We start from the raw sequence: 26,289 nt of genomic DNA, 5'->3' as shown, positions 1-26,289 counted from the left end.
ACGGACAAACTGAACCTTCTGAGCTCTACTCATTTTTCAGATAGTCTACCGGATTAGAAGCGGCGGTTTTAAAGCTTTGATAGCTCACCGTGATCCAAGCGATGAGAATAGCCATAAAACCAGCAATGAAAATCAGTGCTGAACCGATCTCGATTCGGTAGGCAAAATTTCCAAGCCAATAGGTATTCATCAGGTAATAGGCTAAAGGTCCCGCGAAGAGAAAAGCAATCAAAACCAAGAGGGTAAAATCTCTACTCAAAATCGTCACCAAATGAGGCATAGAAGCTCCTAGGGCTTTTCGAATACTAATCTCTTTGGAGCGCTGCTCCGTGGTATAGGCTGCCAAGCCAAATAGTCCTAGGCAAGCAATACTGATTGCCAAAACAGTGAATACCAAAATAATATTACCCATTTTTTGCTCAGCTAAAAAAAGCCGTTGAAAATTAGAATCAATAAAAGAGTACTCAAAAGGAGCCCCATCGGCATGTTTTTTCCAAGTTTCTTCCAAAATCGCCAACTTCTCGGCAGGATTTCCAGCATTGAGACGGATGGCCATTTCATTGTTTGGGATATCACCCAAAGTCATAATCAAAGGCCTTACCGAAGCCCGAAGACTTTCAAAATTGAAATCCTGAATAACCCCAATTACTACTCTGGCGACTGGCTCCGAATTGACATTCCAAAATCCACTCACTTTCTGACTCCCATCCAACTCTGTCCAGCCCATCTGTCTAAAGGCCGTTTCATTGAGGACCACAGCACCGGTATCACTTGGAAATTGCCTTGAAAAAAACCTTCCTTGAGCCATTTTGTATCCCAAGGTCTCGAGCTGATCATGATCCACAAAATTCAAATTACAGAGAAAATCCTGCTGGGAATCTGTAGTTCGAAATACCGAATTCCAATCAATATTAGGGGGCAGTGTATTGGCATAGCTAGCCGAAACAAAACCACTTTGGCTCAATAAATCCTGCTTGAAAGCCTCAGCATTAGTTCCCAAAGCCCGAGTATGAAGCAAATCAACGACATTTTCCTTGTCAAAGCCTAGATTTTTCTCCTGCATGTAGCGAAGTTGCTTGTATACCACCATACTACTGATAATCAAGCAGATTGAAATAAAAAACTGAAACACGACCAAGCCATTTCGGAAATTGGAGCGTTTGACTCCACTTCTGATTTTTCCTTTCAAAACTGTCACAGGTGAAAATGATGTCAGGTAAAAAGCAGGATAAGAGCCTGCCATCAGACCCACTAATAGGATAAAGGAAAAGAAGCCGACTAGAAAAAACGGATTAATCAATAATTCCAAACCTAGATCCTTTCCGGATAAGGCATTGAATGGTGATAAAGCCAGCAAAATAAGCAGAAAAGCCAAAAGCCCAGAAATAAGGCTGTAGAGCATCGATTCGGTGAGAAACTGATAAACCAAGCGACTCTTTTGAGCACCAATAGCTTTTCTCACTCCTACTTCCTTGGCTCGGTTGGAGGCTCGGGCAGTAGCCAGATTCATAAAATTAATACAGGCTATCAGAATAATAAACAAGGCTATGGCCGCAAAAATATAGAGGTATTGAATATTCCCTCCCGGCTTGATATCCTCTGCCAAACCCGAGTAGAGATGAATATCCATCATAGGGATGTAGGCATACCCATAGCGATTGCCCTGCTCCAAAAATGAGTCAAGGGAGATCCCTAGAAACTGCTGGATTTCTGGTCCAAAATATTTGCTGATAAACCCATCAATTCCTTGCTGTGCTTTCTTAGGGTCAGCCTCCGGGTAAATTCTAAAATAGGTGTACAGGTTATTGGAGGACCATTGAAGGTCTTTCATATATCCCCAACTGTCTGCTGATAGCAGCATTTCAAAATCCAAATGGGAATTATGGGGAGGGTCTGCCACCACTCCTGTTACTTCAGTTGCTGTCTTTTCAGAGCCACGGAACAATACCTTTCCCACCGGGTCCTCCGAGCCAAAATACCGCTGTGCAGTGGAAGCCGTCAGAATAACTTTGTCCGGTCCAGTTAAGGCTTCCTCTGGATTTCCTTTGAGTAGCTCAAATCCGAAAAATTCAAAGAAATTAGGATCTACCACCAAGGTAATGGGTTCAGTGAATGTTTTTTCCTCAAAGCGCATAGGCATGGTCCTAAACACACCGATCCGAGTAGCATCTTCCACCTCGGGGATCTCATCTATCATCGCCTGGGCCATCGGTGCCGGAGAAAAGGGCATGTCAAAATCATTGCCGTTCATACTTCCCTGCATACCAATTCGGTAGACCTGTTCTCCTTTTGGGTGAAAAGTATCGTAACTCAATTCATCCAATACATAAATCAAGATCAAAAGGCTTGCGGCCATTCCCAGGCTCAATCCAAAGACATTGATACCTGAATAGATTTTATTCTTAAGGAGATTTCTGTAGGCGATTTTCAGATAATTTTTCCACATAGTGCTGAGAGAATATTGTGCTTTTGGTAAAGTTGGTTTAGCCTTCAATTACTGAGATGCCATCAGGTCAAGAAAGGTTGCAAATAGGAATTCACAACTTGTTCCAAAATAAAAAATGCCCTTTTGATTACTCAGAGGGCATTTTTTAACTCATTCATCTGTCCGTAGTGTACTTTTTTTGATCGATTGCGAACGATCCTGTTTTTTTTTAAATTTAAAGTTATTCGGATTTTATGGCATTGACGGGGTTGGAGCGAGCCGCTCTCAGCGATTGCAAGCCCACCGTAAGAACAGCAATACCTAGAATGAATGCGGCTGCCATTGGGATAAACCACCACTCGAAGTTTATTCGATAGGCATAGCCTTCCAGCCAATCTTTCATCAGCCAAAAGGCAAAACCCGAACCGATCAAAATAGAAAGAAGGACTATAGAGATGAATTCCTTATTGATTACAGTAAGAATAGACCAGGTAGAGGCACCGAGGACTTTCCTTATTCCTATTTCTTTTGTTTTCTGTTCTGCCATATGGGCCGAAAGACCCAATAAACCCAGACAGGAGATCAATATGGTCAAAATACTGAAGTACTGAGCAAGATCCCTCAAGCGTACATCATCCTGGTACATTCGGGCATAATTATCATCCATAAATTGATAGCCAAATGGAAACAAAGGGTTAAGCTCTTCCGCCACCTGCTGTATGGATGCCAAGGTTTGCTGCATCTCACCTGGCTTTACCCGGATAAAAGCATTCCCGGCAAATTGCGGCTCAAGAATGATAAATGCAGGCTCCATGGCTTCATGTACACTTTGAAAGTGAAAATCCTTGACCACGCCGATCACTTGACGTTGATCTCCATTGATGTTTACCATCCGGTTTTCAGGGTTGTTTTGTGTGATTATCTGAAATGCCTTTTCATTTAAAATGACCGCACTTAGGGAATCTGAACCTCTTTCTCGGGAGAAATCCTCTCCACTGATCAACTCCATTCCCATCGTCTCTACAAAGTCATAATCTACTCGAAATCGCTCAAACAAGGCATTAAAATCCGGGTCTTTGCCCTCCCAATCCAATCCACCTGTATTATTGCTTCTCCCCATCATATTGTGAAGAGCTCTTGTCATTGAGGCAACTTGTGGGATTGACTCAACCCGGCTTTTAAAAATTTCATATTTTTCCTTTAACTGCCCCTCCAGAGATACGGCAATCAGCTGGTCTTTTTCATAGCCCAAATCCTGATTGAGGGCATAGTTGATCTGCTGAAAAATCACCACCGTGGAGACAATCAGTCCAGTGGCCAAGATAAACTGAAATAAAACCAATCCCTTTCTGGCTAACACCACATTTTTACTTCCCTTCAAATGATTTTTGAACACCGACACTACCTTGGTCGCCGAAAGATAAAACGCTGGATAACTACCTGCTATCAGTCCGGTAAAGAGTAAAATTCCGATGAATTGCAGCCAAAAACCGAGCTCAGAAAAAGGAATCATCAATGACTTATCTGTAAGTTGGTTAAACAACGGAAGAGTCGCTTGAACCAGCAGCAATGCCAAAAATCCTGACAAAAAGGTAATCACCAGTGATTCACTTAGAAACTGATAAATCAAAGATTGGCGATCAGCACCAGACACTTTTCGGACTCCTACTTCTTTGGCTCTTTTTTGTGATTTTGCCGTGGAGAGATTCATGAAATTAATGCAGGCAATGATTAGGATAAAGAAACCGATCAATGCAAAAAGCTTGACCGTTTTGATTCGGCCTTCCTGCAAAATCCCATCTTTCCAAGAACCGTGGAGATACATATCACTTTGAGGAAAGACAAACAATTCTGCATTGGCTCCCTCCATCCGATCTTTGATGAAATTCTTGATCGAAGCCGAAAATTGATCCGGGTCAGTACCCTCCTGTAATTTTAGGATTGTACTTGGACCATTATTTCCCCAGTGCTTGAGCCAGTCATTGTAAGGCTTATCAAACATGACCTGATAGGGAAGAATATACTCAAATCTTGACTCTGATTTCTCTCCAGGATCAGCTATTATACCCTCTACGAGGTAAAGTTCTGTTTCCTCATTTGAAATCAACTCCACCTGCTCTCCCAACACGTCTGATTTCCCAAATAATTTGATGGCCGCAGACTCGGTCAATACGATATGAGACTTGTCCGTGAGAGCCGATTCCCTGTTTCCTACAAGTAATGGAAATTGAAAAATCTTCAAATAATCAGGTCCCGCATACAAACCGGTCAACTTAATTTTATTTTCCTCATGCACAAATAAGTGCTCCTCATTCCAAGTATAGGTAGCAGCATACTCGACCTCCGAGAGGCTTTCTTTCATGGTTTCAGCCAAAATTCCAGGAGTTGAAGGAATCGTAAAAACCTGATCCCCGTAGGGCTGATGCTCCATGACTCGATATACCTGATCGAATTCGGGTAGCCCTTTTCCTTTTTCCAACTCACTTTTGATCCATAGTCCAATCAGAATGGCCGCCCAAAGACCAAGTGAAAGACCTAGAGTATTGATAAAGAAGGTGAGCTTATGCTTGGCAAATCCTCTGAGGGCGATTTTTAAATAGTTGCTGAACATGTTGCCTGAGAATAATTAGAAGGTTAAGACTTTGAATGAGATGAGTATCAGAGATTATTCACTCTTGAGAGAATGAACAGGATTTGCAGATGCGGCTTTGTAGGCTTGGACACCCACTGTGACCATTGAAATCAGGAGTAATAACAGGCCAGATCCTGCAAAAATCCACCAACTGAGGCTCGTTTGGTAGGCATAGGTTTCCAACCAGGAATTTGCAAAATACCATCCCAGCGGGATAGCTATCAGCACTGATACTCCCACCAAATAGATGAAATCCCGGGTGATGAGACCCAAGATTTCCCCGAGAGAAGCGCCAAGTACTTTACGTACTCCGATCTCCCGTTTTCGGCTTTCGGCTGTAAAAGCCGCAAGTCCAAATAGACCCAAACAGGAAAGAAAAATGGCTACCAGTCCAAAATAATCTGCCAGTACCGCCACTCGCTGCTCCTGAAGATAAAGCGTCTGATAGGACTCATCCATAAAGGAAAGAGAGGGGTTCTGTCCGAGAAGGGCTTGAAACACCTCGGTGATTTCAGCCAAGGTTTGTTGCTGATTTTCAGCATAAATTCGAACCATAATATTTTGGGCAAAATCTGGGTCATATTTGAAAAAAGCTGGTTTCACAGTTTCTTTGAGCGATTCAAAATGAAAATCCTTTACCACTCCGATGACTTCCATATCCTCACCCCATAGATTGACCAATTGGCCGACCGGCTCTCCAAAGCCGATGGTTTTGACAGCTGCCTCATTAAGAATGAGCTTGGCTTTTTCTTCTCCAAACTCTGGAGAAAAAGGTCTCCCCTCCACCAGTTCAAAATCCATAGTTTCGATCAAACCAAAATTGACTGTGATATTTTCAAATTTCACCTGCTCATCAGGGTTTTTACCTTCCCAAGTCAGTCCTATCGTAGAGCTAGCTAGGCCAACCAAAGGATGGGTAAGACTTGATGCATTTTCAACACCCGGAGTTGCTCTGAGTTGCTCAAGGATCGTATTTATCTCAGATTTTGGAATGGATTCAGAGGGGATTTTTAATAAGTGTGATTGATCGTAACCTAGGTTTTGGTTTTGGATGTAGTTCATCTGCTTCCCAATCACAACTACGCCGATAATCAGGAGCATGGAAATCCCAAATTGAAAAATCACCAGACCTTTTCTGGCCAAAAGCTCTCCCAAGCTTCCTTTGAGATTGCTCTTCATGATCTGTATGGGCTTAAATCTCGATAAATATAAGGAAGGGTAAATCCCCGCGATCAAACTGGTTAGACCCCAAATTCCTGCTAAGAGGAGTAATTCCTCTCCGTTCCAGTTTAGTCCCAGTTCCTTTAGCGTCACTTGATTGAAGATAGGCTGCAAGAAATAAACAGCAAGTAATGCCATCAATAAAGCGAACAAAGTAAGTAATAGGGACTCTACCATAAACTGTCCAAAAATCCCGGTTATAGAGGCTCCCATTGATTTTTTAACTCCGATTTCTTTTGCTCTAGCCAGAGACCGAGCCGTGGTCAGATTCATGAAGTTTATACAAGCGATAATCAAAATAAAAAGCGCGATGCCGGAGAAGGTCCATACATAATTAATCCGTCCTCCGACAACTTTCCCTTCCTCGTAGGTGCCGTATAAATAGGTATCTGCGAAAAGCTGCAGAAATGGGGTGACATTGGAACCTTCAGCTCGGTCTTTGATAAAACTGGCAATCTGAGAATTAAAAGAGGAGATAGCTGTCCCTTCCCTAAGCAGCAAGAGCGTCGAGGTATTGTAATTGTCCCAATGTGCTCCCTCTCCGAGCATTTGGAGAAAGAAGGGATAAGCCATCAGAAATTCAGGTTTCTCTACATCAAAAGCCCCAAAATCTTGATACACTCCAGTCACTTCTACTTCGCTTCCAAAATCAAAAATCTGCCACTTCAGTGATTTTCCGATGGCATTTTGAGGAGAGCCAAATAGCGCATTTGCCAAGGATTCTGAGAGAGCCACAGCATTTATTCCCGTAAGTGCTTTTGACGGATTCCCCACGATAAACTCGTAGCTAAACATGTCTAAGTAATCCTGATCTACAAAGAAGCCCTCCGACTCAATTTTTTCTCGATCTGACTCAAAAGCCAAACCTTTGATAAATGGGGAAACTCCAGAAGCCAGTTCCACTTGCGGGAATGCTGCTTTCATGGCCTCTGGCATTCTTGCAGGCGTGAGATTCCAGGTTACCATTCCTCCTGAGTTATCATGATTGGTCATCACAGAATAAATCCGATCCGAATGCTCATGGTGTCGGTTGATGCTTAGTTCATCTTTGACCCAAAGCGAAATCAAGATCACCGTTGTCAAACCAAGGGTCAGCCCCAATAAATTGATGGCGAATATGGACTTGAACTTGGTGAAGTTTCGGATGGCGAGGAGGAGGTAGTGGCGTAGCATGGGTATAAATAAGTTGGGAAGACGGGAGACCGAAGACCGAAGGATCATATTAAGTCATCTCCTGATTTCCATGAATACTTTTACTATTAATTTGACGAAAAAAGTATCAAGTCTTCTCCCGTCTTCGGTCTTCTGTCTTCAAACTCAAATCACACGTGAAACTGCTCCCGGATATTCTCAGTCACAACTTTTCCATCAAAGAGATTGATGATCCGATGGGCATAGTTGGCATCATGGGGGGAGTGGGTAACCATTACAATAGTAGTCCCCTCATTATTTAACTCTTCCAAAAGTCTCATCACTTCTTCCCCATTTTTGGAGTCCAAGTTTCCAGTTGGCTCATCTGCAAGGATCACAGAAGGCTTCGCAACTATAGCTCTTGCTATTGCCACCCGCTGCTGCTGACCTCCAGAAAGCTGCTGAGGAAAGTGATTGCGTCTGTGCATGATATTCATTCGAGTCAACACCTCTTCCACTCGCTTTTTCCGCTCATCAGAAGGGATTTTTAGATATAGCAACGGCAATTCCACATTTTCAAATACCGTGAGTTCATCAATGAGGTTAAAGCTTTGAAAGACAAATCCGATGTTTCCTTTTCGGAGTGAGGACCGTTGCCTTTCCGAGTATTTGGCTACCTCTTTGTCCAAAAAGTAATATTGACCTTCATCTGGATTATCCAGCAGACCGATGATGTTCAATAGAGTGGATTTACCACAACCTGAGGGCCCCATAATAGCGACAAATTCCCCTTTTTTGATTTCGATTTGAATCCCATCAAGTGCGGTGGTTTCTACCTCCTCAGTCGTGTAGAGCTTCCGGAGATTTACTGTTTTGATTACGTTTTCCATAGTGTAGAGATTGAAGACGGGAGACCGAAGACCGAAGAGGTCAAGCAGTTCCCGCTTTATTTTAATGATTACTTGTAGCTGATTTATTTAAAATTTTTGTTCTATTTATATTCTGAGATTGAAGACGGGAGACCGAAGACTGAACAGGTCAAGCAGTTCCCGCTTTATTTTTAAATTACATTTAGCTTAATTTTCATTCAACTTTGAAATCCTACTCGCTTTATTAGTTCATGTTCTTTTTAAATCCAATGGTCATATTCATCAGATCAAAGCAGTCTTTGTAATTCTTATCAAATTCCTCTTGAGAAATATACTTTCTTCTTTTAGCCTTATACAGGCAAGTCACTACTTCAGCGATAGACCTTATGGCGTAACCCAGGAACCTATGCTGCTCAGGGCTAGTCTGTGAAATTGATCCCTCAGCGATATTCAGAGCAATAGAATCAGCAGACCGATTAGATTGACTTGTAAGATTGAATAATTCCTCTTTTGGAAATTTCTTGGTAAGCTCATGTATTTCCTCTGCAAGATCCATTGCCTTTTGCCAGATTAGGAGTTTTTCGAATTTGAAGCTCATAGGATTAAATAGTTGATTTTCAATACTAAAATTTAATCATTTCAACTTTTCTAATCCTAATTTTTATCTTTCTAGTAGATTTCATGATTACTCTTCGGTCTTCGGTCTTCGGTCTCCCCTCTTAGGTCACTTCATCTCCAACACCTCATTATCCCCAAAATTTTCATACCCGCTAATGATGACTTTTTCACCCTCGACTAGTCCTTCAAGTACTTCGTAAAACTCAGGATTTTTGCGACCTAACCTGATTTGTCGTTTCTCAGCATCGCCGGCCTTGTTGAGTACATATACCCAATTCCCACCAGTGTCTTTGAAGAAACCTCCCGTAGGAAGCAGTAAACTCTGCTCACTTTGACCTAGCTGCAATCGGATTCGGACACTCTGTCCCCTTCGAATTCCTTCCGGCCTTTCTCCAGTAAATTCCATGTCTACTTCAAAACGGCCATTGGTAATGGTAGGATAAATCTTAGTGATCTCCAGCTCATATTCATTTCCGCTGAGTACGAATTTCCCTTTCAACCCAGCGCCGATACGAGGCAGATAGAGTTCATCTACAGGTACCCTCACCTTGAATTCATCCAAAACATCAATCTGTCCATAGCGCTGACCAGGATTGATAGCCTGACCGATTTCCAATTGTTCTGGAGTGGCCAATTGACCTGCTATGGGAGCAGTAATCACCAAGTTGTCAAGAATATTTCCTACTCCGGTCAAAGAAGCCTGCATGCGATTTTCAGACATACGAAGCTGATTGAGCTGAATGGAGCGAGCGATCGAATCATTTCTATAGGAAGCGTAAGTGAGCTTCTTTCGCTTGAGATTATAGTCATATTGCTCTTTGACCTCCTCAAACTCCCGATCGGATACCAACTTTTTCTCATGGAGCTCTTTGAAGCGTTTGTATTGGGGCTCCAAGAGGCTGATCTGATAATCAATCTCAGCCAGTTGGCCTTGCTGATTCAAATCATTCTGATCCAAAAGCAAGCGGGTTTGACGAAGGTTGTTGATCTGCTCATAAAGCATGGTCTCTCGCTGCATGACATCGAGCTGCAAATTGGAATTGGCCAAAATCAGAATCGTGTCGCCTTTCTCCATCAGTGCTCCCGATTCACGAATCACCTGATGAACCACACCTCCCTCGATCGCATCCAAGAATACCGTACGCGCAGGTTCTATTTGACCCGAAACCAAAATATAATCCGTAAACTCACCCATTTGGACAGTGCCTATGCTTAGTCGATCTGCATCTACACTCATAGTCGATCGATGATCAGCAAATCCGAGTTGGTAAATAATACCCCCGATTAAAATCGCACCACCTACTATAGCAGCAATCCTTCTCGGAGTCCATGTTTTCTTTTCGATTTTTCTATCCATGATTCATTTGCCCTTTTGGGCTTGTCCTGTAGTTGCCAAAGGCTGTGCCAGCAAAAAAGTAGCTCAAAACCCGCTCAATTCGCCTTTTAGGAGAGATTCGGAAAACGATTCTCGAACATTTTCGTCCGCCAGCGAACAAAAGTGAACAAGACTGCAATGAAGTGAACAGCCGTTTGCTTTTGAGGCCCTGTTCAAAATCCATCAATTTTGTCCGAAAATGGCACTTTTCGAAAAAAAAGCCTCTCTACTGAAATTCGGCAAACTTTTGGAACACCTATTACATAGCTGAAATACAAAATCCTAATCCCGATAGCTCCATGAATGATCAAAAAGTAGGGAAAATCCTGATAATAGATGATAATGAGGATCTGCTCAAGGCAGCGAAGATTTTTCTTAAGCGGCATTTCGCTCAGGTAGATACTGAAACCAATCCGGACTTGCTTCCTATCCTCACGCACAATGAAAATTATGACGTGATTCTCCTCGATATGAATTTCACCAAGGATGTGAGCTCAGGACAGGAAGGCTTTTATTGGCTGGATCGGATTTTGGAATTGGATCCTTCGGCGGTGGTAGTCCTCATCACTGCCTATGGAGATGTTAATCTTGCCGTGCGGGCCATCAAAGAAGGAGCAACTGATTTCGTACTGAAGCCCTGGGAAAACGAACGCCTGCTCGCCACGCTTAACTCGGCCCTTCAGCTGAGGCAGAAAAAACTCGAAGTCAACCTCCTAAAGGATCAAAAGGCTACTTTGCATCAGGATATTGATGACAAATTCAAGGATATCATTGGTCAAAGCCCCACTATGCAAAAGGTGTTTGAAACCATCGAGCGGGTAGCTGCCACAGATGCCAATGTGTTGATCTTGGGAGAAAATGGAACGGGAAAAGAATTGATCGCAAGAGCTATACATCGGAATTCTCGAAGAAATCGAGAAGCCTTTGTTGGGGTGGACCTGGGATCAATCACTACCACTTTATTCGAATCGGAGCTTTTCGGTCATAAAAAAGGAGCCTTCACCGATGCCAAAGAGGATCGGGCGGGACGATTTGAGCAGGCACACAAAGGAACGCTATTTCTAGATGAAATCGGAAATCTCCCTCTTGCACTTCAAGCCAAGCTGCTAGCTGCTTTACAAAATCGTCAAGTCACCCGAGTGGGTGCCAACCGAGCGGTGGATGTGAATATCCGGTTGATTTCGGCTACCAATATGCCGATTTATAATATGGTCTATGACAATAGCTTTCGGCAAGATTTACTCTATCGGATCAATACCATAGAAATCACACTACCACCACTGCGCGAGCGAGTCGAGGACATCCCCTTACTGGCTGATCATTTTATTTCATATTACTCCAAAAAATACAACAAAGACATCCGAAAAGCTTCCGAACCGCTAATCAAACGTATGAGCAAATACCACTGGCCCGGAAATATTCGTGAATTGCAGCACAGTATTGAGCGGGCCGTCATCATGTCAAATCACAATATCCTGCAACCCGAAGATCTTTTTCTCCAAAAAATGGGACAACCGGAAAAATCCGAAGAGAATGTCAGCCTAGAGCATCTCAATATCGAAGATGTCGAGCGGATTCTGATTCGCAAAGCCCTCCAAAAACACAATGGACACATCACTCGTGCGGCTGAAGAATTGGGATTAACCCGATCCTCCCTTTACCGTAGATTAGAAAAATATGGTTTATAGGAAATTTTCGATTGGGATATCCATCAGAATTTTGGCCATCGTGACCTTACTTTTTATTGGGGTTTGGCTGCACCTCAGTCAGGGTTTGATTTTAGCTCCGAGTATTTTGGGCATAGGTGTATTGCTAGTAGCAGGTGAGATGATCTATTTTGTCAATTCGATCAATCAAAAGCTCGCGCGCTTTCTGGACTCTATCCGTTTTGCGGACTTTTCTTCTTCCTTCACATCCGATAGCAAAATGGGAACCTCCTTTCGGGAAGTCAACAAAGCCTTTAACGAAGTGATGGAGGTATTCAAGCAAACCCGTGCTGAAAAAGAGGAACAAATGCTTTTTCTCCAAGTCATCATTCAGCATATCAATACGGGGATTATTTCCTTCAATCCAGAAGGTAAAATCGGAGTCATCAACAATGCCGCCAAGCATTTGCTTCAGATTCCCCAATTCAGAAATATCAGTGACTTGGCCCGCCTCTCGCCCATGTTACTTCAAGAAGTCTTGGAAATGAAGCCAGGACAGCGGCTTTCCTTCAAGGTCAATCCTTCGATCACGCTGATTATCCAAAGCACCTCACTGAAAATGGAGGGACAAAGCTGGACCCTTCTTTCTTTCCAAAACATCAACGCCGAGCTTCAATCCAACGAACTCGAAGCATGGCAAAACTTAACCAAGGTTCTCCGCCATGAAATTATGAATTCGATCACTCCAATTTCCAGCTTGGTCGAAAGTCTCCGGACTATTTTGGATGAGGACAGCTATGTACAGCAGGAAGGGTTTCTGATCAAAAAAGAGGGATATCAGGACATTCAGGAAGGGTTAGATACCATTGCCAACCGGAGCAAAGGCCTGGTCAACTTTGTCAATGCCTATCGAGACTACACCAATATTCCTGCCCCCAAAAAGGAGTTGGTTGTGGTGCAACATCTAATCGAAAATCTCTGCAACTTGATGCGGGAGGATTTGAAGTCCAAAGAAATTTTTGTCCAAAAAGAAATACAGCCCGAAAACCTGGAAATCCACTGCGATCCCGATCAGATCACCATGATCTTGATCAATCTGATGAAAAACTCTTCAGAATCCTTACTCGCCCAAGCCGATAGACGGATCATCATCCGAGCGATTGGACAGGGAGATCTCGGTAGCCTAATCCAAATAGAAGACAATGGACCGGGAATTGTCCCCGAGGCTTTGGAGCGAATCTTTGTTCCTTTTTATACCACCAAAAAGACCGGGTCGGGTATCGGACTAGCCATCTCCCGACAAATCATGAATTTGCATCGCGGCAGCTTGACGGTAGAGTCTGAGTCCGGGAAACGGACAGTTTTCAGTTTGAATTTTAGGTGAGATCTAAGCTAAAATCCTTTCCAATCTCTCCTTCCATCTTTCCCAATCCGGCAAATAACAAGCTTGAAGTCTGAAAAATGCGGGAGAATGATCTCTATGTACCAAGTGACAAAGCTCATGAATAATCACATACTCAATACATGCCTTCGGTGCTTTGATTAGTTCTGGATTGAGAATGATTTTTCCTTTGGGGGTACAGCTTCCCCATCTTAAAGGCATTTCTCGTAAAACAATCGTTTCAGGTTGAACTCCTTCGGATTTAAACTTATCTATCCAAGGATTAGCTAATCCTTGAAATTTTTCCTTTGCCCTTCCTAAATACCATGCCTTTACTAGAGCTTTTACTTGGTCTAAGCTCGGAGTTTCCACCAATAATTCCCCGTGAAGAAGTTTCACCGACTGATTATTTGATTGAATAACTTTCAATCTATACTGTCTTCCCAAATACAAATGAGTTTCTCCATTTATATATTTCCGCTCAGTAGCCCTCGGCTGGAAGGACAAAAAATAACTTTGTTGTTTCATAATCCAAGGGGCTCTTTTATATAAAATCTCTTGAATTCGCTCTTTTTCAGCATTTAATGGTGCCTGGATTATTACTTCTGATTCGGGTGTTACGGTGATACCCAGGGTTTTTCTTTCTGAATACCTGATCTGATAAGCAATCCTCTTCGAACCAAACTGAAATGACTCCTTCATGATTTGTATCGCCTTTTCGCCACCTCCAAAATCTTAACTGCTAACTCATCCAATTCGGAAAAAGACAATTCCAGTTGATATTTATCTCTGACCTCGTCAATTAAATAATCACCTATTTCAATAATTAACTTTCCCGTTATAGCATCCTTATTTTCCCAATCCACAATCGCCTTTGGCCCACTTCCGAAAACGGCTGTTTTCACCATTTGATCTATCGAATGGGAGGCCTGCTCGGAGATTAATTTCCCTACTTTTTGATCACTTATTTTTTCATTCAAAAATTCTGAAGTCAGACCAAAGAAAGCAGCAGCTACTGGTTTCTCCCTCAAAGAGTCTGGCAAATCTGTATCTGTGTGATTTAAGACTCCATTCATTAAATCTTTTACTTTTTGCAAGTATTGAGTTTCAGAAATTCTTCTGGATTCATAATCAGCGATTGCTTGGGAAAGCATTTGTGAAAACTTCTTGTAGAATGCCGGATCATCTTCCATATTTTCTGCAATATGCTTGGCAGTCCTACTTGCAATCTTGTCAGCCTTTGCTGCTTCTCCCACTGTTTTTTCAACTTCTGCAGCAAAGCTTTCTTGGTCAAAAATATTTACCAATTCAGTGATAGGCTCTACCTCCTCAGCTGTCACATGGGTGTCAATTAATTTTTGAATTTGGCTCTCATATCGGCTATAATCAATCCTATCTGAATACCTAGATGAGACAGCATTTCGAAGCTTGACGAAAAAAAGCAAATCGGATTTATATCGCTCAATTTGACTCTGTTCTGTCTCTTCATGAAAGGATATGGTAGATAATGCTAATTTCAAAGATTTCGCAAAAGAATTGAGTTTATCATAAAACGATGCTCTAATCGCTTCATCCCGAAGAACTTGCTGATAAGCTTCCGCATCTCTGGTATTTCCAACTCCCTTAAATAAATCCCAAAGTTCGGAGTACTTTTGTGGAAGTTTTTTTATTTCTTCACTGATATTAACCAGAGTGCCCTCCACGTCCTCCTCCTCAAAAGCCTGAAAGGCAGAATACATTTTAAAAGCATCATCCAGATTTTCTATCACTCCATAATAGTCAATCACATAGCCGAAATCTTTGTCAGGATATACGCGATTTACTCGGGCTATGGCTTGTAGAAGTTTGTGATCTTGTAGATTCCGAGTTAAGTATAGCACTGTAGTTTTCGGCTCATCAAAACCTGTTAATAACTTATCTACAACTATAATGATTTCCGGATCAGGCTGATTTTTATACCTATTTATTATCTGGGTTTCATATTTCTTGGGAGTACCATGCTCCTGTATCATCCGTTTCCAAAACTTCTGAACCTTGTCACTGCTTTGTTCATAAGCAGAATCCTCTCCTTCTCTATCATCTACAGGTGAAATCAAGACTTCAGAACTTAGCAATCCAATCTCATCCAGAACTTCTTTAAATTTTATAGCATTGACCTTTTTGTCACATACTAGCATTGCCTTGAAGCCTGTCCCTTTCCAATTATCCCGAAAATGAAGACTCACATCCCAGCAAATGGAATAAATCCGCTGCTCAGCCGAGTTAATCTGATCAGCTCTACTAAATTTCTTTTTAAAATCGGCCTTTTCTTTTTCGGAAAATGGCTCGGATACCATCTCAAAATATTTATCCAAAGGCCCAGAGTTCACATCCAATCGTGGTAAACGCCCTTCATACAAAAGCGGTACTACTGCTCCATCATCTACGGCTTGATCCACCGTGTAAGCATCAATCATTCCCCCAAACTTTGCTGCAGTACTTTTATCCTTTTTAAATAAGGGAGTTCCAGTCATCGCAATAAAACAAGCATTAGGAAGGGCTTTCTGCATTTCTACATTAAAAGTACCATGCTGAGTTCTGTGTCCCTCATCGATCAGAACAAAAATATTATGATTATCTAGGGGTTGTTGGATCTTCTTGACGGCAGCAGCAAACTTGTTGATAATGGTGGTCACTACGGCATCCGAAGGGCTCTCCAGTAAATGTACCAGTTGGGAACCTGTAGCTGCATTGCTGACCTCCATTCCGCACTTGCGAAAGGTATTGGTTATCTGTCGGTCCAAATCCGTCCGGTCGGTCACCAAAATGACCTTGGGATTAGAAATACTGGTCTCCATCGCAATCGCCTGTGCCAGCATGACCATGGTCAAGGACTTCCCACTTCCCTGAGTATGCCAAATCACTCCTCCCTTTCTGCGGAGTCTTCCTTTCTCGTCCTTTTCGGGATACTTGATTCGATCAAGGGTTTTCTTGACCGCAAAGTATTGCTGATATCGGGTGATCTTTTTGGCTCCATCGTCAAAGAGGACAAAACTGTATATCAAATCCATCAAGCGCTCAGGATGGCAGAGATTGTAGAGGTATTCGTCCTGCTCCGTGACCTGAATTTCCTCCCCTTCTAATGCTTCGAAATACTCCTGCACATACCGAAACCGCTCTCCAAAAAGTTTTTTATTAAGAGCAGGTCCCAATCTTGAGTTTTTGATGTGAATTAGTTCGTCTCGATAATTCCGCTCATCCTTTTCGGAGGTGAACTTTTCCTTCCATTTTGCCCAGAACTTTTCTGGTGTACCATTGGTCGCATAGCTTGCCTCCTGAGAGGCCAAGGATAGCAGTATTTGGGAATAGACGTAGAGGCTCCGAATTCCATCTTCCTGCTGATTTCTCAAATGCTGGGAGATCGCCTGACGAAGCGGGTCCTTCATATCAGGCCGCTTGCATTCGATGATAACGATGGGAATCCCATTGATAAAAAGTACCAAGTCCGGCACATAGTGGTCGCGTGAGGTACTTCGCATGACCCGATACTCCTCCGTCACATGAAATTTATTATTCTCAGGATTATCCCAATCAATAAAATGTAGGGTAAAACTCTTCCTATCTCCATCTACAGACTGCTCCACGGCCATGCCCAATGTCAGTAGATTATACACAGCCTCACAGCCATGAATGTAGCCCTCATTAAGTTGGATTTCCTGAAGGGAACGGATGCCGTTTTCGATATTGGCATCACTGATATAAGTAGTCCGCGAAGAACTGACCTTTTTTTCGGAATTGATCAAACGAAGCTGCTTCCGCAAAATTTCTTCTAAAATCACCTGCTGGGTTTTATTCCCTCGCATTTGCAATTCTTCAGATTCAGTTAGGTATTCAAAGCCCAGCTTGCAAAGCCACTGGATCGCAGGAATTTGGGAAATATGGTCTTCTACAAAACTGGGGGTTTCCATAACTGTGTGTCCTTGTTTATTTCACAAAATGAATGAATTGGTTTAGCGGCATTATGAATCTTCCAGTTTATTTATCTCTTCCCAAACTTGATCTGGATATATCTGACATCGATCCACTTCAAAGTATTCTATGTTAGCCACTGGAATATAATTCTGCTCTCCATCCTCATCAGGCATGGAGATAAATCCCCCTTTCAGAAAATGTGGATTTTCAAAGCTCTCCTCATCTAAATTGAGGAAGTCATCCTCCGGATCCAAATCACCAAAGACCAAAGGCTCTTTACAATGCTTAAGAAGAAAAATAGCGGAAGGAATCAGTAATTCCCACTCGAAGTCAGATGCTAAACCAAAATTGTCTCTATAAACCATCGGGGTTTCCAAAACTCTTGGCGGATCCCAAAGAAAAATAATTCGCTTTATGGACTTAATTCTTACAAATACCATCCGGTCTGGAATGGCATAAAAGGAAATGAAATTTCTGGAATGCTCATTGAGATCATCTGTTTGATATGCTAAAAAGTTTTCAAACTCATTTTTGGAATCAAAGTCCATATTAAAAAGCAATTCTTCGCCTCGGGTTAGTTCAATTCGAAGTGTGTGCTTGAGATTGTATTTTGATGATTGGTCTATTCTTCCCATGGCATTTAGATTAAATTATTTTTGATCCGATTCTCTAGCGCACTCGGCTGTCTTTTGAATAGTCTACTCAGCTCCATTGGATCTTGAATCTCCTGATAGACTTTCAGGAGTAATACCTCCTCTTTAGCAGACCAGAACTCGTAAGCCCTGGGATAATTCTTACGCGTTTCGAGCTCCACCACGCCAAAACCTGAAGTATCCCGCTTGGGAAGTTTGTCTACCTCTGCCCTGATAGCTTCCAGATCCAAGGTCTTCTCCTTGAGCGCCTGAGCCAAAGGAACCAGTTTTCTTCCGATGGGTACCTTTCCCGGGGTGGATTCAAAAAACCAATTGACCTGATTCCCCCGCGTTTCTTCAAATCGGCACTGAGGAATCAGATAGAGCTGATTTTCCTTGCGGAGCCGATGTAGGAAGTCCCGGAACTTAATCCCCTGATGCCTATCCCGCTCGATCAATCCTTTTCTGACTAGAATCTCATAGACCTCATTTGAGCGCAAAGGCCCGACAATCCGCTCCCGATCAAAGTATTCCTGAAGGGCTTGGGAAATGCGTAGGGCAAGGGTGGTATCGGAGGTGGAGATGGTCATATTTATTAAATCAAGAAGTAACCTTCTCAATAAGTTTTAGCCACTTCTCTTTCACCTCTTCACTAGATCTTGTCACGATTCTGTCGAAATTCCTCTGAAAATCCTTAGCTAAGTCAACTTTCCAACCATCGCTGAGAGAATAACCATTCTCCTTGGCAAACTTTTCCATTTGATTTACTATTGGGAGGGTTTTATCAAAAATGTAATCAAATTCATCTTCACTATTTACCCTTCGATATTGTTTTGCAAAAAGCCTAGCTAATTCATCTTTAGGCATTAAGTCTTCAATCTCGAATTCTCCATCTCCCAAAAATTCTGAAACGGGAATTACTTTATCCTTCTCTTTAGCATACAAATTATTATAAAGTTGTTTCAATTTTTCTTTGCCAGCTCTATCAGAGTCCATTATTACATATGGCAAGTCATCCTCTCTACCTAATAATATTTTCACCACGGGAGACATCCCGCTCACGCCGCCTGTAGGAATGAAAACCACCTCTTTATCATTCTTAAATTTCCCTTCTGCTAGTACATATTTCTTTATCTGCTGCAAATAAATCTGGTCGGATACTCCTTCAACCAAAACAGGCTGACAACCAATAAGCAGGGTATCAGAAACTGTGATTCCTATAGCGGCATGAATAGGATAAATTGATTTTTCCGATATCTTTTTGTTTCCTCTCAAATCACTCGACACAACAGACTCACCCCTATCACCCACATACATCGCATGAACACCACTAAGATTATTAGTACTAACTAAGAATGGTGAATGAGTTGTATAAATCAGCTGATTATCTTTTGATAATGAATTGAAGAAGGCAATTAGATCCATCTGAGCCACAGGATGCAATGAAATTCCTGGTTCATCAAGCAAAAGGATGCAATTCGAATGAGAATCCTTGCTTTCTACCAAAAACACTAAAAAAAAGCTAAAAAACCATTGTAGTCCCTTACTCCTACCTTCAAGTTCAATTGGGTCAGGTCTTTTATCATCACTTACCCAAATCCTAAAATGGTTTCCATCTGCCTGGAATCTAAATATATATCTACCCTGTTTCCACCATTCAGAAAAATCTCTTGTCAATGAAGTTGAAGCTGATTGAAGCAGAATTTCTCTTTCTTTCTTTTTTGTACTTTCCTCCTCAATATTTTTTTCTTCTGCATCTTTAATTTGGTCACTTGTCTTTGATCGAGTTCCATACCTATCCGTTGTAAACTCAATCACTCTTTCAGGCAAAGCTTCTTTTCCAAGTTCAAGAATTTGATTTGGAGATAAATTGACAAATTCAAAAAGCACCTTTAAACTTCGAGACTTTGCTCTTTCTTTTTCTCCTAAATCAGTTCTCCTAAAGTTATCGATTACATGGGGTAGGTAAATTTCAGAATCCAGATTTCCATAGTCAGAATAATAGACAAATGTGGGAAGGTGAGCTTCAATTATTCTTATGCATTCCTCATTCAATTCAATTCCGTTTTCCTCAAAAGCTTGAATTATCTTTTCAACATCCAAGAAAAAGCCTTCTTCAAAAAAAGCATTTATGTTTCTCTTTCTTTTAAAATTGCTTTTAAGAAATTGCTCAAAGGATTTTTTAATCTCAGAAATTTCAGATTTCGAATAGTCAAGATTTGAATCTATTTTATCCCTTTCTAATTCAAGAAATTTTTTGATCTTGTCTAGATCTGCCTGCTCTTCTTTTGATTGTAAATCGGAAGCATCAAACTTTTTAATCAAATCTTCGAAAAGGATAGCCAAATCTGCTCCATTAAAAGTTGAAAGCTTGTTTTGGGCAAACTGGTAATTATAGGTACCGTTGTATTTTCGACTCGCAACAATTTCATTAACGAGATTTTTATGCCATCCTGAGGCTTGAGATAATTTTTCTGCGATAGAACCGTAAAAGTAAAAATGACCAGAGATAAAAACTTCCTCCCCTTTAGTTGTACTATAATTATGATAGTTCTTTCGAGGATAATCAATCAAAGGCACAATAGGCTCACCGTTAGCTGGATTTAGTTTCCAAAGAGCAAGCAATAAATTTGTTTTTCCCGACTCATTAGTACCGACCAAACAAGTAACATTTTCTGCTTCAATCCAGCCAGAATCATCGACAGAGCGAAAGTTCTGCACTCTAAATTTTTTAAGTTTTGCTTTCATATTTCCAGTATTTAATTCTCTAAATTTTTTAATCTAACCTTCCCCGTCAACAGCAGCTGCATCATTCCTTTTTTCTGTTCTCGCAGCTTATCCGCTTTGGCTTTGAGCAAGCTGATTTCCTGATCGGCAGTTTGAAGTACCCGAGCGATGGCGGTTTGTTCTTCTACTGAAGGAAGTAAAAGTCTATAATTCTCTAGATCCTTTTTTTGAACATTTGGCAACCCAGATCCAACTCTAAGCTTCATTATTGATGGTTCATTAAACTTCAAAGTCTGGAACAGGAAATCTCTGTCAATTATTTTATTCAATTCTAATAGGGAATAACAATGACCTCCACTCCAAAATTTAGTTGTAATAAAATTCACGTATCCACAGGAATTCCCTCCTTCACTTATGATTATTGTATTCTCAGCTGTGTTCCATTCATTGGTATAACCAGAAGGAGAAATCCCACCGCTGTAAGAAGGATAGTTACCAGTTTTATCAAGATCCAATCTATTCAATTGCTCCCCTTTGGTGATTTTGCAAATTTTTTTTAGAGGTTGCTCCTTCCACTCCTCCTCAAACAGTCTCCCATTTTGATCCAACAGCCGAAGTTTCCCCATCAGCAGATGCTGCATCAGCCATTTTTTGCGGAGTTCTTTTTGGGCGATCAGGCGCTCGGTGGTCTGAATGGCCTCGTCCATCTTCCCCAGCACTTGGGCGATGGCTCGCTGCTCGTGAAGATTTATTGGAACTAGAATTGGTACTTTCCTTAAAATACCGATTGATAGTTCCTGTAATGCTGATCCATTTAAATTTCTCTCTAAAACTTTAGCTGTTCTTTCCGAGGAAATTTGATGAAGAATAAAATCATTAAAAAATGAGTCTTTCAATGCTATCAAAGCTACCCCACGAGTAAGATTTGCTCCTACCAACTCATCTCCAATTTTTGCGATTTGACCAATTTTTCCTCGCAAAGCCATCACCAAATCGCCTTTTTTTAATTGGGTTCTTTTGTACCCATCACTTATTTTTTTTGATGTTGTAATTAGGTTTGATCGGTCAATTTGTCCATCCACGATATCGGTAACTCTTACACATGGAATACCACCTTCAACCGGGTCCCCCGTTTGTACTATACCATAAGAAATTGGCCTTTTCTCCTCAACCAATTTACCAAGCTCATATACCTTCCACCCCTCTGGAACTTCAAACTCCAATCCTAATTTTTTTGCTTTATTCTCTGTCATTCGTTTTCGTGGTCTAGCTTGTAGCAGCGGTGGATTTCCGCAAGGATCGCTTGGACGATGGACTCGATCTGCTCTTCGGAAAAGGTAGTCTCAAGCGGCATCTCCTCTTGCCCTATGGACAGCACCCAAACTTGATACTCGTTGATCTCATCTTCATCTATCCAATGGCGAAGGTCCAAATAAACAGGAATCTGAGTTCCCCACTCCTGAAGCACTTTATGCTGATAGCGTCGGATGGATACATTGATATGTCCGACAAAATCGTCCGCCCCATGGGCCCCGATCTGATTGATAAAAAAGTCAATTCCTTCTTGGGGGAGGATATTTTCCAAGGATTCCCGTTGGGTGAAGAAAGTATAATGCACCTGACTATTGACAAGGTGATACCGCTCTTTAAGTCTAGTCTGAAGGGAATCGATAATAATCGTAAATTCTTTTTTGAGGGCTGCAATTGCTGCTTCATTCCTTTCTCGAGGATCTTCCAGCTGCCCTTTAACTCGAATAGAATAATCTGCAAGCAGCCAGCACTCAACCCATTCCAGACCCCGGTCGGTGTGGATTCGCTTGCCCACAGTTTCGCGTTCCTCCATAGCGACTTTCTCCCAAAAATCCCACTCGTCAAGAGGCTTTTGGATCAACGAAATCTCCCCGTAAGGAATATCCAGATAGTCCGAAAATGCTTCATTGATTCGGATAATGGCTTCGGGGTCAAGGCCTATTTCCAGATCGGAATCGGAAAGAATGTTTTCGAGTTCTCCCAGCTCATTCAGAAGATGCGATTCTAGTTGCACATCTGAAAAATCCTTGAATTGATCATTCAATTCTTTCCCTACACCCTTATCTATCTTATCAAGCGAAATAGGATCATCCGTGATTGGTTCAATTATTTGCTGGGAAAGCAATTCAATAGATAGATCCTCGCTCAAGAAATAGAACTTCAATACTGATTTTTCTGAATTTGAAAGAGATTGAATAAATCCAGATACTTTTTCTTTCACAAGAGGAAAAATTCTATCAGACATTTGACCCACTTTTTGAAAAACGAGATAAAGCTCCTCTGAAAGTTCAGTAAGGTAAGGTCTTTTTCCATTTTTCTCCTCCTTCCAACAAACAACTACTTCCCTAAATAGGGGCAACAAGATCAACCTGGCTTGCTTCCGAATAGCATAAGCCCAATCGGATTGAACCGGAACCTTATGCGTTTCCCGGATGCCAGAAAGTAAACGTTGGCGATGGAATAGGCTCATAGGTTTAATTCTTTTTTGGTTTAGGCAACTTTTGGGTTTCCTTTTCCAGGTAATTCACAAAGTGCTTTTCTGCTTCACTCAGCTCAGAGGAAGTCATTGCCTTGTATTTTTCGTACTCCTGACGGGCCTTGTCCAGCATCTGCTGATGACTGATCTTTCCAGCATGATCTAGGATTTCATTGCCCGTCATCCGTAGAAAATCTTCCAATCGGCTGATCCAGTCTTTCATGTACATCGGCTTGCGATTGAGTGCCTGAAGCTCCGCCAATTCCAAATAAGCCGTCACCATTCTATTGAGTATATTCAGTTCCTCGGCATTGAGGTAATTCTTGGCGATTTCCAGCTCCTGTTTGGTAGGCTTAGCACCTTTGAAATTGGTCAAGCCTAGATTAGGCTTGGAGGCATCTATTCGCTTATAGATCAGTTCAGCAGCTGTATGGCCGTGAGCGGCCCAGTGCATTTTGTTTTGAACAGTCTGAAAAAACAGCACCGAAAGCTCACTTTTAGGGTCATAATCAATACTGGTGGCATAGATATCCAGAACCTTTCTCCAGAAGACTTTTTCGCTACTCCTTATGTCGCGGATGCGAGCGAGAAGCTCATCGAAATAGTTTCCTCCTCCGGCCTCTTTGAGTAACTCATCATTGAGTGTAAAACCCTTGATCAAGTATTCCCTCAATCTTGCCGTAGCCCATTGTCGGAATTTGGTTCCTTGAAGGCTCTTTACCCGATAGCCGACAGAGATGATCACGTCCAAATTATAGTGGTTCGTCTCGTAACTTTTTCCATCTGCGGCAGTTGTTCGGAAATACCGAACAACTGAGATCTCATCCAATTCACCTTCTTCGAAAATATTCTTAATATGCTCACTGATGGTCGATTTGGATTTTTGAAACAGGTTGCAAAGCTGGGCCTGAGTTAACCACACCGTCTCATTTTCAAGGCGGGTTTCAATTTTTGTTTTACCATCTTCAGTCTGATAGATTAAGATGCTGCTTTCCATGTTTAGCCCATTAGTTCTTTGAGATATCGATCCATTTCTGCCTGTACTTCCTTCAGTTCACCTTCCAATTGGTCAATCTCCTTTTGCACGGCCGCGATATCCACCTCGGGTTCCTCTTCAAAAGTGTCCACATAGCGGGGAATATTCAGGTTAAAGTCATTTTCCTTGATCTCCTCAAACTTAGCCACGTAGCTGTACTTCTCCTCCACCACGCCAGGTTGAAATTTGCCTGATTGAAAATCCTGGTAGGTATCCACGATGTGCATGATATCCGACTCACGAAGCTTGTTTTGGTTTTTGGCTGCTTCGTAGTGTTGGGATGCGTCGATAAAGAGCACTTCGGAATGGGAACCTTTCCCTTTGTTAAAAACCAGAATCGCAGCCGGAATCCCAGTACCAAAAAAGAGATTAGCTGGCAAACCGATTACCGCTTCGAGCAGATTTTCTTCAATGGTTTTTTGACGGATTTTACCCTCGGAGCTCCCCCTGAAAAGCACACCATGGGGCACCACTACGCCGACTTTACCTTTACCTTCATACGTAGTCTCAATCATGTGCGAAATAAAAGCCCAGTCTCCTTTACTTTTGGGAGGGATACCTCTCCAAAAGCGATTGTATCGGTCCGTCTCCGGGTCCCAAGTAATAGTGGTCTTCTCTCCGTCTTTGTCCTCAACTTTCCCCCATTTATCTAAGGAAAAAGGAGGATTGGCCACAACCGTATCAAACTTCATCAAGGAGTCACCTTCTCTTAGTTTAGGATTTCGAATGGTATCCCCCCAGCGGATTTTGGCATTATCGAAGCCATGCAAAAACATATTCATCACCGCCAAAGCCCAGGTACTGCCGTTGGCTTCCTGTCCATACAGGGAAAAATTGGGTGAACCTACCTCCTGCCCTGCCTTGATCAGCAGTGAACCCGAACCGCAAGTGGGATCACAGATACGCGAACCCGGTGCAGATTTGGTGAGCTTTGCCAAAAGTGTAGATACTTCACTTGGGGTGAAGAACTCTCCCGCCTTTTTACCCGCATCTGAGGCAAAGTTGGAAATCAGGTATTCGTATGCCCCTCCAATAATATCCACTCCCGCCAGATGTGATGGGCGGAGATCCAGTTCAGGCCGATTAAAGTCCAAAAGAAGATTTTTTAGTCTAGTATTCTTGTCTTTGGGCTCCCCGAGCACACTACTGTTAAAGCTGATATTTTTAAAAATCCCTGCCCCATCTTCACTGTAGAGCTTTTCCCGATTGGCTTCTTCCAAGTCCACCAAAGCAATATCGATCAGTTCTCCTATGTTGACTGCATTTCGATTTTCGTAGAGGTATTTGAAATGGCTGTGTTCGGGTACAATAAAGCGCTCGTATTGCATGGCACGTTTGGCTCGCTCTTGATCTCCATTGTACTTTTTGAGATACTCTTCCTGCTTATCGTCATGCACATCGCTGAGGTATTTGACAAAAAGCATCGTCAACACATAATCCTTATATACACTGGGATCTATACTACCCCGGAAGGTATCGCAAGCTCTCCAAACTGCATCATTAATATCCTTTTGAGTAATCTTCTTATTCATAGCGGGTTAATGCTTTTTTAATTTCAAATTCCAGTTTTTGAGATCTAAGTTGAGCAATCTGATGCTGTAGCTCCTTTTCTTGAATAGACAAATCATAAACCTTGATCAACTTTTCCTGAATTTTTTTGGGTAAAATTAGGACTTCCAGTTGTTCCATTTGGGCCTTAGTGATCGACGGAAGGGAAGTTCCTTTTGCAATACCTTTCAAAAATTCCTGAATTTCCATTGAATTAAGCCACCAAGCCAAAAATCTAGGCTCAATATAATCCACTACAAGGGAAATAACCAAAAAAGAAGTTGAGGCAACAGCAGGAAGACCAGAATTGTCATAAACTGACGCAAAATTCTTCCAACCCTTAGCAGCGAAGACCACATCTCCTGAATTTAGCAAATGTTTTTCCGAAACATCTGTCCATTTCAATGCTGGAAAAAGAGGAGAAGAAAGCTTTCCATTTTTATCAAAGTCTTTTGCCTGCAAATACATCACATCCCCCTGTGAATACGGCTTAAAAAAGACTCCTGAGCGAATATTTGCTATCTTTTTGAGTTGAATCTTCAATTTATTTCTGAGTATAATTCCTACCAATATCCGAATTATACCTAAAAA

Annotated in this window: 18 protein-coding genes; 2 read left to right on the top strand and 16 right to left on the bottom strand. The window is 41.9% G+C overall.

Annotated features, from left to right (window positions below; translation table 11 throughout):
* Positions 1–25 precede the first annotated feature (25 nt).
* From BLQ57_RS02450 to BLQ57_RS02425, 6 genes are all read right to left on the bottom strand, one after another.
* Positions 26–2,446, bottom strand: a complete 2,421-nt coding sequence (locus BLQ57_RS02450) for an ABC transporter permease (RefSeq protein WP_087939126.1) — start codon at positions 2,444–2,446, stop codon at positions 26–28.
* Positions 2,447–2,666: 220 nt separating this feature from the next.
* A complete protein-coding gene (locus BLQ57_RS02445) occupies positions 2,667–5,036 on the bottom strand; it encodes an ABC transporter permease (RefSeq protein ID WP_087939125.1) in 2,370 nt (789 codons plus the stop codon).
* A 54-nt stretch (positions 5,037–5,090) separates the two neighbouring features.
* A complete protein-coding gene (locus tag BLQ57_RS02440; RefSeq protein ID WP_087939124.1) occupies positions 5,091–7,451 on the bottom strand; it encodes an ABC transporter permease in 2,361 nt (786 codons plus the stop codon).
* 149 nt (positions 7,452–7,600) lie between these two features.
* On the bottom strand, positions 7,601–8,299 hold the full coding sequence (locus BLQ57_RS02435; protein ID WP_087939123.1) for an ABC transporter ATP-binding protein: 699 nt from the start codon (positions 8,297–8,299) through the stop codon (positions 7,601–7,603).
* Between the two features lie 223 nt (positions 8,300–8,522).
* Positions 8,523–8,876: a four helix bundle protein gene (locus BLQ57_RS02430; RefSeq protein ID WP_087939569.1), complete on the bottom strand. Its 354-nt coding sequence runs from the start codon at positions 8,874–8,876 to the stop codon at positions 8,523–8,525.
* Positions 8,877–9,002: 126 nt separating this feature from the next.
* Positions 9,003–10,253, bottom strand: coding sequence for an efflux RND transporter periplasmic adaptor subunit (locus BLQ57_RS02425; RefSeq protein ID WP_087939568.1), 1,251 nt, complete (start codon positions 10,251–10,253; stop codon positions 9,003–9,005).
* A 317-nt stretch (positions 10,254–10,570) separates the two neighbouring features.
* On the opposite strand from BLQ57_RS02425, the gene BLQ57_RS02420 reads away from it, so the two are divergent.
* Together BLQ57_RS02420 and BLQ57_RS02415 are read left to right on the top strand one after the other, a co-directional pair.
* Positions 10,571–11,959: a sigma-54-dependent transcriptional regulator gene (locus BLQ57_RS02420; RefSeq protein WP_087939567.1), complete on the top strand. Its 1,389-nt coding sequence runs from the start codon at positions 10,571–10,573 to the stop codon at positions 11,957–11,959.
* Positions 11,949–13,301 (top strand): sensor histidine kinase, encoded by a 1,353-nt coding sequence (locus BLQ57_RS02415; protein WP_087939566.1) that lies wholly within the window; start codon positions 11,949–11,951, stop codon positions 13,299–13,301. Before BLQ57_RS02420 ends, BLQ57_RS02415 begins: the two co-directional genes overlap by 11 nt.
* Positions 13,302–13,304: 3 nt before the next feature.
* On the opposite strand, the gene BLQ57_RS02410 is transcribed toward BLQ57_RS02415, so the two are convergent.
* From BLQ57_RS02410 to BLQ57_RS02365, 10 genes are read right to left on the bottom strand one after another with little or no spacing between them, the layout of a single operon-like run.
* Positions 13,305–14,000 (bottom strand): M48 family metallopeptidase, encoded by a 696-nt coding sequence (locus BLQ57_RS02410; protein ID WP_087939565.1) that lies wholly within the window; start codon positions 13,998–14,000, stop codon positions 13,305–13,307.
* Positions 13,997–17,245, bottom strand: a complete 3,249-nt coding sequence (locus BLQ57_RS02405) for a type I restriction endonuclease subunit R (protein ID WP_087939564.1) — start codon at positions 17,243–17,245, stop codon at positions 13,997–13,999. Before BLQ57_RS02405 ends, BLQ57_RS02410 begins: the two co-directional genes overlap by 4 nt.
* A gap of 51 nt (positions 17,246–17,296) precedes the next feature.
* On the bottom strand, positions 17,297–17,884 hold the full coding sequence (locus BLQ57_RS02400) for a hypothetical protein (RefSeq protein ID WP_087939563.1): 588 nt from the start codon (positions 17,882–17,884) through the stop codon (positions 17,297–17,299).
* Between the two features lie 5 nt (positions 17,885–17,889).
* Positions 17,890–18,471, bottom strand: a complete 582-nt coding sequence (locus BLQ57_RS02395) for a hypothetical protein (RefSeq protein ID WP_087939562.1) — start codon at positions 18,469–18,471, stop codon at positions 17,890–17,892.
* Positions 18,472–18,481: 10 nt separating this feature from the next.
* On the bottom strand, positions 18,482–20,629 hold the full coding sequence (locus BLQ57_RS02390; protein ID WP_087939561.1) for an AAA family ATPase: 2,148 nt from the start codon (positions 20,627–20,629) through the stop codon (positions 18,482–18,484).
* A gap of 11 nt (positions 20,630–20,640) precedes the next feature.
* Complete coding sequence (locus tag BLQ57_RS02385; protein WP_087939560.1) at positions 20,641–21,861, bottom strand: restriction endonuclease subunit S; 1,221 nt, start codon at positions 21,859–21,861, stop codon at positions 20,641–20,643.
* Positions 21,858–23,108, bottom strand: coding sequence for a hypothetical protein (locus BLQ57_RS02380; RefSeq protein ID WP_087939559.1), 1,251 nt, complete (start codon positions 23,106–23,108; stop codon positions 21,858–21,860). Before BLQ57_RS02380 ends, BLQ57_RS02385 begins: the two co-directional genes overlap by 4 nt.
* A gap of 4 nt (positions 23,109–23,112) precedes the next feature.
* Positions 23,113–24,111, bottom strand: a complete 999-nt coding sequence (locus BLQ57_RS02375) for a virulence RhuM family protein (protein WP_087939558.1) — start codon at positions 24,109–24,111, stop codon at positions 23,113–23,115.
* Between the two features lie 2 nt (positions 24,112–24,113).
* On the bottom strand, positions 24,114–25,682 hold the full coding sequence (locus BLQ57_RS02370; protein WP_087939557.1) for a type I restriction-modification system subunit M: 1,569 nt from the start codon (positions 25,680–25,682) through the stop codon (positions 24,114–24,116).
* Positions 25,675–26,241, bottom strand: a complete 567-nt coding sequence (locus BLQ57_RS02365; RefSeq protein ID WP_169712742.1) for a restriction endonuclease subunit S — start codon at positions 26,239–26,241, stop codon at positions 25,675–25,677. Before BLQ57_RS02365 ends, BLQ57_RS02370 begins: the two co-directional genes overlap by 8 nt.
* Between the last annotated feature and the right edge of the window lie 48 nt (positions 26,242–26,289).

The sequence above is a fragment of the Algoriphagus faecimaris genome, assembly GCF_900101705.1.
Lineage (GTDB): Bacteria > Bacteroidota > Bacteroidia > Cytophagales > Cyclobacteriaceae > Algoriphagus > Algoriphagus faecimaris.
The sequence above is the reverse complement of the archived record's forward strand: the minus strand, read 5'-3'. Positions and strand labels throughout refer to the sequence as shown.

Coding starts and splice junctions, on each gene's coding strand:
- BLQ57_RS02370 (WP_087939557.1), bottom strand. CDS start 25,682: ATGAATAAGAAGATTACTCAAAAGGATATTAATGATGCAGTTTGGAGA.
- BLQ57_RS02415 (WP_087939566.1), top strand. CDS start 11,949: ATGGTTTATAGGAAATTTTCGATTGGGATATCCATCAGAATTTTGGCC.
- BLQ57_RS02440 (WP_087939124.1), bottom strand. CDS start 7,451: ATGCTACGCCACTACCTCCTCCTCGCCATCCGAAACTTCACCAAGTTC.
- BLQ57_RS02420 (WP_087939567.1), top strand. CDS start 10,571: ATGAATGATCAAAAAGTAGGGAAAATCCTGATAATAGATGATAATGAG.
- BLQ57_RS02390 (WP_087939561.1), bottom strand. CDS start 20,629: ATGAAAGCAAAACTTAAAAAATTTAGAGTGCAGAACTTTCGCTCTGTC.
- BLQ57_RS02410 (WP_087939565.1), bottom strand. CDS start 14,000: ATGAAGGAGTCATTTCAGTTTGGTTCGAAGAGGATTGCTTATCAGATC.
- BLQ57_RS02395 (WP_087939562.1), bottom strand. CDS start 18,471: ATGACCATCTCCACCTCCGATACCACCCTTGCCCTACGCATTTCCCAA.
- BLQ57_RS02425 (WP_087939568.1), bottom strand. CDS start 10,253: ATGGATAGAAAAATCGAAAAGAAAACATGGACTCCGAGAAGGATTGCT.
- BLQ57_RS02450 (WP_087939126.1), bottom strand. CDS start 2,446: ATGTGGAAAAATTATCTGAAAATCGCCTACAGAAATCTCCTTAAGAAT.
- BLQ57_RS02385 (WP_087939560.1), bottom strand. CDS start 21,861: ATGACAGAGAATAAAGCAAAAAAATTAGGATTGGAGTTTGAAGTTCCA.
- BLQ57_RS02405 (WP_087939564.1), bottom strand. CDS start 17,245: ATGGAAACCCCCAGTTTTGTAGAAGACCATATTTCCCAAATTCCTGCG.
- BLQ57_RS02380 (WP_087939559.1), bottom strand. CDS start 23,108: ATGAGCCTATTCCATCGCCAACGTTTACTTTCTGGCATCCGGGAAACG.
- BLQ57_RS02375 (WP_087939558.1), bottom strand. CDS start 24,111: ATGGAAAGCAGCATCTTAATCTATCAGACTGAAGATGGTAAAACAAAA.
- BLQ57_RS02400 (WP_087939563.1), bottom strand. CDS start 17,884: ATGGGAAGAATAGACCAATCATCAAAATACAATCTCAAGCACACACTT.
- BLQ57_RS02435 (WP_087939123.1), bottom strand. CDS start 8,299: ATGGAAAACGTAATCAAAACAGTAAATCTCCGGAAGCTCTACACGACT.
- BLQ57_RS02430 (WP_087939569.1), bottom strand. CDS start 8,876: ATGAGCTTCAAATTCGAAAAACTCCTAATCTGGCAAAAGGCAATGGAT.
- BLQ57_RS02445 (WP_087939125.1), bottom strand. CDS start 5,036: ATGTTCAGCAACTATTTAAAAATCGCCCTCAGAGGATTTGCCAAGCAT.